Source organism: Actinomadura sp. KC216 (genome assembly GCF_004348535.1).
In the GTDB taxonomy this organism is placed as follows: Bacteria; Actinomycetota; Actinomycetes; order Streptosporangiales; family Streptosporangiaceae; genus Spirillospora.
In genome coordinates this window covers 22,671-29,214 of the sequence record NZ_SMJX01000080.1, presented here as the reverse complement: position 1 = coordinate 29,214, position 6,544 = coordinate 22,671, and the positions used below count along the sequence as shown (strand labels likewise).

The following is a 6,544-nucleotide window of genomic DNA, read 5'->3' as shown; positions in this document are numbered from 1 at the left end:
GCCGAGATCCTCGCGGACCGGGGCCGTGTAGACGAGCTCGTTGAACTCGCCGTGGTCCTCGTCCTCGCCCAGCAACTCGGCGCGCAGGTGCGCGGGCGCGAAGGCGGGCGCGCGGCGGGCCAGGAGGTTCGGGAGCCGGCCCTTCTCGAACGCCTCGATGACGTCCATGTGGTCGGCCGGGTCGGCGGTGCGGCGCATGAGGGCGTCCAGGACGACGCGTTCGAGCGCGGTGCGCGCCTCGTGCAGCCGTTCGCGCACGGCGTCCGCCGAGATGCGCAGCACGCCGGCGATGTCGCGGATCGCGAGCCACTCGCCCGCCGACAGCAGCAGCGCCTCGCGGTTGTCGGCGGGCAGGTTCCGCGCCGCGGAGAGCAGGGGGTCGGTGTCGGCGCCGGTGAAGACGGGCCGGCTGTGGCTGCTGAACGCGCCGCGGTCGGCGCAGACCCTGCGGGCGAGATGGTGCAGCCACAGCACCGTCTCGCCCGGCGGTGGTGGTTGCGCCACCGCTTCGTTGAGCGTGTCCTTCAGTGCCTCGGACGCGCCCTGGTCGCCGGTCAGCGACCAGCAGTGTGCGTACAGGCGGTGTGCGTGGGCGTCATAGAGGTTTTCCAGGTCCCCGCGCATGTGACCTCCTCGTGAGGTGGCCGTGGGAGCAGCCGTCGGAGAGCGGGCAAGGAGACGGGCCGTCCGCGGCACGCCTGGGCACGGGACTCTAGTGCATATCTGTGACGGATGAGAAGCGAATGCTCCCAATAATCCTGGATTCAACGCTGGGTAAGGTAATGATTCTGATCTGTTATGATCAGCGAGATTGGAACGATATATAGCTAAATGCCGGTTTCTTCGCAGGTCGTCAGCGTGCGCGCGCCGCGCGCGCCTCGATGGCCTCGATGATGCGCGGGCGCAGTTCCGCGGCGCGGATGACGGCGTCGACCGAGCCGACCTCGACCGCGCGCCGGATGTCGTGGACGCGGTCGAACTCCGCCGCCACCTCGCCGACCTTCTCCGCGCGGACCGAGGCGCGCAGCTCCTCCAGCTCGGCGATCAGCGCGGCGCGCTCCGGGCCCGTCGCGGCCGCCACGCGGGCCTCCAGGTCGCGGGCGCGCGGGTCGGCCGCGGTGCGGGCGTTGACGTCGCCCGCGAACACCACGGCGGCGGCGGGCGCCCCGCCGAGCACCGAGGCGAACGAGCCCTCCAGCGCCAGCACCGTCATGTCCGGGTTCAGCGCCTTGGAGAACACCACGAACGCGCCGCCGTGGTACCGCGAGATCACGCAGAACACGATCGGGCCGCGGAAGTTCACGATCGCGCGGCCGATCTCGGCGCCGTACTCCAGCTGCAGCTTGCGCATCGACTCCGGCGAGCCGTCGAAGCCCGACAGGTTCGCCAGCACCACCAGCGGCCGATTGCCGCTGGCCGCGTTGATCGCCCGCGCGGCCTTCTTGGACGACAGCGGGAACAGCGTCCCGGCCGTGTAGGCGTCCGGGCCGTCGGTGGGCGGGAAGCCGCGCCGCGGCACCGCGCGCGACTCGATGCCGAGCAGGCACACCGGCATGCCGCCGAGATGGACGTCCTGCACCACGGCGGTGTCGGCGTCGGCCATGCCCGCCCAGCGCTCCAGCACCGGGTGGTCCTGGTCGGAGAGCGCGCGCATGACCGTCCGGATGTCGAACGGCTTCTTGCGGTCCGGGTTGGCCTCGGCGGAGAAGATCTCGCCGACGGTGGTGAAGTCGCTGCCCTCGACCGCGTGCGGGAAGTCGGAGACGTCGCGGTCGACCGGGTCGGACGTGGCGGCCCGGCGCGGCCCGTCCTCGCCGGGCGCGACGTAGGTGTGGTCGTAGTGCGCCATCAGGACGTCGCGCGCGGCGGCCAGGTTCGGCGCCCAGTACTGCGCCTGCCCGTTCGGGCCCATGACGCGGTCGTAGCCGCCGATGCCGAAGTTGTCCTCGGCCGACACGCCGCCGGAGAAGTCGAGCGCCTGCTTGCCGGTGAGCACCATCGCCGAGTCGGGCGTCATCACCAGGACGCCCTTGGTGTGCATCAGCATCGTCGCCTCGGCGTTCCAGTACGGCTGCGCACCGACGTTGATGCCGGTGACCACGACGTTGATCTCGCCGCCGTCCTGGGTGAACTCCACGATCCGCTTGAGCGCGGCTGCGACCCAGTCCATGTTCTCCGTGCCGGACTCCATGGAGATCCGGGCGCCGGACGACAGCGTGTACCACTCCACCGGCACCCGCATCCGCTCGGCCAGGTCCAGCGCGGCGATCACGCGGCGGCACTCCGGCTCCGCCAGCGCGCCGAGCGACTTCGTCGGGTCGCCAAGCAGCACGACGCGGGTGACGCCCTCGCGGTGCCGCCGGGTCCGGGTGGTGACGACACCGGCGACGATCGCGGCGGTGTTGCGTCCCTTCGGACGGTCGACGGGCACGAGCGCGTGGTCGCCGTCCAGGTCGTGCTCGGTGAAGTCGCCGAGCAGGCCGGTCAGCTCGTACGGGTACACGGTGTTGCGGCTGCTCGCGCGCAGCACCTTCTGCCGGTAGTCGTCGACGGGCTCGACCGGGTCGTCGGACGGCTCGTCCACGGTCAGCTCGGTGCCGCCGGTGGCGTCGAACCCGATCCGCACGGCGACCTTGCGCAGCTCGCCGGTCCGCGGGTTGCGCCGCCGCGCGATGATCTCGATCTCCTCCAGCCCGGCGCCCGCGGTCATCGGCAGCAGCCGCTCGATGACCGTCTGCAGCTCGGCGCGGGTGATGTCGCTCGGCGGCCAGACGTAGATCACGATCCGGTTGGTGCTGAGCCGCTTCTTCGACGGCCACCGCGACCGCGCGTTGCGGATCGAGTCGAGGCAGGACGCGACCGTGTACTCGGCGGTCGGCAGGGTGAGCAGCCTGCCGTCGTGGTCGCGGAGCCCGGCCAGATCGCGGACCTGCGCGAACGCGACGAGCCGCTCGTCGGACGGGTTCTCCCGCGCCGTGCACCGGAACAGGTAGACCTCCTCGTCCGAGGACGGCAGCCGGGTGAGGTCGAACTTGCGCAGCCGCTCCATCCGCATCCGCTGCGCGATGTACGGGTGCAGGCCGCGGATCAGCCGCTCCTCCGCCATCCCGCCGCCGTCCCCGGACGCCGGGCGGAAGGTGAAGTGGTGGTGCATCACCGCGCCGCCGCTCCCGGCGACCGTGGCGGTCAGCCTGCGGACCTGCCGCGGCAGCGGGTGCGCGTTGATGACCTCCTGAAGCGCCGCGGCCATCGCGTCGAAGTCCTCGGGCTGGCGCTCCCAGGAGAGGTAGATGTCGGCGTCGAGCGCCTGCTCGCCGGTCGCCAGCTCCGCGAGCCCGCGCAGGACGTCGCCCAGCGACTCGAAGCTCACCGCAGAGGAGACGACGGACGAGTCCGCGCGCTCCGCGATCACGAACGAGCAGCCCGCGACCTCGGCCGTGCGGACGCGGGTGAGCGGCTTGTTGCCGTAGTAGCGCCGGGTCAGGACCTCCAGCATCACCGCGTTGTCCCGGCCCTGGCGGTCCTGGCGGACGAGGCGGCGGCCGAGCAGCCGCACCAGCGGCTCGGTGCTGCGCACCATCTCGGCGATGCGGTCGGCGCGGTCCGGCGAGCCGGGGTTCGCGTCCAGGTGGCGCAGGTGCCTGCGGACGTCGGCGTACACGCGGGCGCGGTTGCGGCGCAGCAGCGGCTGCGCGAACCACGCGAACACCACGCCGTAGGCGAGGTCGGCGACGACGGGGAAGCGCACCTGCGTCGCGGCGACCAGCCGCTCCAGCGCGAGACCGGCGGGCTCGCGGAGCGCCTGCTCCGGTGGCGGCTCCCGCAGCCAGGTCCGCAGCAGCGTCGCGATCATCGTGGCGTCGGCGGACGCGCGCTGCTGCGCGAGGAACACGCGGAACACGGCCGCTTCGAGCTCGGGCGAGCGGTCCAGGTCGGTGACGCCGTAGTGGCCGAGCGCCTTGGCGAGCCGGGTCTGGAAACCGTCCGGCAGCCCGGCCCGGTCGACGTCGAGGCTCTGCAGGTAGGTGTGGAAGTACTCGCGGGCGCTGTGGACGTGGCTGCCCTCGCCCGTGCCGTCGCCGGGGGCGTCACCGGCCGGGCGGTTGCGGCTCAGCTCGGCGAGGTCGGTGAACACGTCGATGAGTGCGAGCTCGTCCGCCAGCGGGCGGTGGCCCTCCCGCGCGGCCGTCCGGCGGGCGTCGAGGTAGTCGTCCAGGACCCGGCCCTCGTCGTGCGGGTCGACGTCGAAGCCCAGCAGCAGGCTGCGCAGATCCTCCTGGCAGCGGGCGGCGCGCTCCCGCGCGGACGGCGTCCCGGGCGCGGCGGCGAGGTCGAGGTCGACCGGCGCGGACGTCTCCGCGAGCGCCCCGGCCTCGGCGTCGTCGGCGAGCGGCTCCAGCCGCAGCAGCGGCGCGCCCGTCTCCACCTGGCTGCCGACGGACACGACGCATTCCTTCAGCCGCGCCTTGAACGGCGCCCGCAGCACCGTCTCCATCTTCATGCTCTCCAGCACCAGGACCGGCGCGCCCGCCTCGACCTCGGCGCCGACCAGCGCCGGGGTCGCGACGACCAGCGCGGGCGCGGGGGAGCGGACCACGCCGCCCTCGTCCCGGCTGACCCGGTGCGTGACGCCGTCCACCTCGATCAGGTGGACCGGCCCGTGGGTGCCGGTGACCAGCCGGTACCGGACGCCGTCCACGACGATCTGCCCGGTGTGCCGGTCGAACCGGTCGAGCTCCACGACGGCGGTGCGCGCCACCTCGCCCGCCTCGATGCCGACGCGGAACCGGTGCGCGCCGACCCGCGCGACGCGCAGGCGGTAGGCGACGCCGCGGAGCTTGAGGTCGAGCGGCCGGCCGCTCTCGTGCCGGACCTGCGGACGCCCGCCGGACGCCGTCGACAGCAGCCGCTGCCGCTCGGCGCGCTCCTCCTCCTCGTAGGTCTCGATGGCGGCGGCGATCAGCGCGACGCCGGAGTGCCGGTGCGCGGCGAGGCCGCCCTCGGCGCGGACGCGGTCGATCCAGCCGGTGTCCGCGGTGGCGCCGGTCACCTCGGGACGGTCGAGCAGGTCGAGCACGAAGCTCTTGTTCGTCGCGCCGCCCTCGATGATCACCGTGGTCTGCGCCATCGCGCGGCGGAGGCGGCCGAGCGCCTGGTCCCGGTCCCGGCCATAGGCGATGATCTTCGCGATCATCGAGTCGAAGTCGGCGGGGATGGTGTCGCCCGCGCGGACGCCGGTGTCCACCCGCACGCCGGGCCCGGCGGGCAGGTCGAGCCGCGCGATGCGGCCGGGGGAGGGCGCGAAGTCGCGGTCGGGGTCCTCGGCGTTCAGCCGGGCCTCGACGGCGTGCCCGCGCTCGGCCGGCGGGTCGCCTTCGAGCCGCCCGCCGGACGCCACCCACAGCTGCGCCCTGACCAGGTCGAACCCGGTGGTGGCCTCGGTGATCGGGTGCTCGACCTGGAGGCGGGTGTTCACTTCGAGGAACGCGAACAGCCGGTCGCCGGGGTGGTAGAGGAACTCGACCGTCGCGGCGCCGCGGTAGCCGACCGCGACGGCCAGCCGCTCGGCGGACGCCTTCAGCTCGGCCGCCTGCTCGGCGGACAGCACCGGCGACGCGGACTCCTCGATGACCTTCTGGTTGCGCCGCTGGATCGAGCAGTCGCGGACGCCGAGCGCCCACGCGGTGCCCTGGCCGTCCGCGATCACCTGGACCTCGACGTGCCGGGCGCCGGTGACCAGGCGCTCCAGGAACACCACGCCGCTGCCGAACGCCCGCGCGGCCTCCTGGCTGGTGCGCTCGTAGGCGTCCGCCAGCTCGTCCGCGCTCGTGATCACGCGGATGCCGCGCCCGCCGCCGCCCGCGGTCGCCTTCAGCATCAGCGGATAGCCGATCTCGGACGCCGCGGCGAGCGCGTCGTCCAGCGTCTCGACGGCGCCGCGGCTCCACGGCGCGACCGGCACCCCGACCTCCTCGGCGATCAGCTTCGCGCCGATCTTGTCGCCGAGCTTGCGCATCGCCTCCGCGCTCGGCCCGACGAAGGTCACGCCGATCCGGTCGCACAGCTCCGCGAACGCCGGGTCTTCCGCGACGAAGCCCCAGCCGACCCACGCGGCGTCGGCGCCCGTCTCGGTCAGCGCGCGCTCCAGCACCTCCAGATCGAGGTAGGGGCGGGCGGACGCGGGCCCGAGCTCGTAGGCCAGGTCCGCCTCGCGGACGAACGTGGCGGTGCGGTCGACGTCGGTGTGCAGGGCGACCGTCTCGATCCGCGCCCCGGTCTCCGCGGCGATGTCCCGCACGGCATGGATGAGGCGCATGGCGGCCTCACCACGGTTGACGATGGCGACACGACTGAACAACGGACCGAGCCCTCCTGTAGACCACGATGCCGGTGCCGGGACACGGCGGACCCCCGACCTTGCTTACCCTCCCGCCTCGACCCCCCGCGACGCCATGTCGGAGACGTCGCATGCTGAGCGGCTCGAGTTGTGGGAATCGTGCAAACGGTCGCTGTCAGGACTCAGGGCTCGGGCGGGGCCCGGGCA

2 protein-coding genes are annotated in these 6,544 nt (G+C 73.3%); both read right to left on the bottom strand.

What is annotated here, in order from left to right; all coding sequences use genetic code 11:
- Positions 1–624, bottom strand: a 624-nt coding sequence (locus E1264_RS16385; protein ID WP_132174318.1) for a sigma factor-like helix-turn-helix DNA-binding protein, incomplete at its 3' end; no start/stop codon positions are given.
- A gap of 229 nt (positions 625–853) precedes the next feature.
- Positions 854–6,358 (bottom strand): carboxyl transferase domain-containing protein, encoded by a 5,505-nt coding sequence (locus tag E1264_RS16380; protein WP_132174316.1) that lies wholly within the window; start codon positions 6,356–6,358, stop codon positions 854–856.
- Positions 6,359–6,544 lie beyond the last annotated feature (186 nt).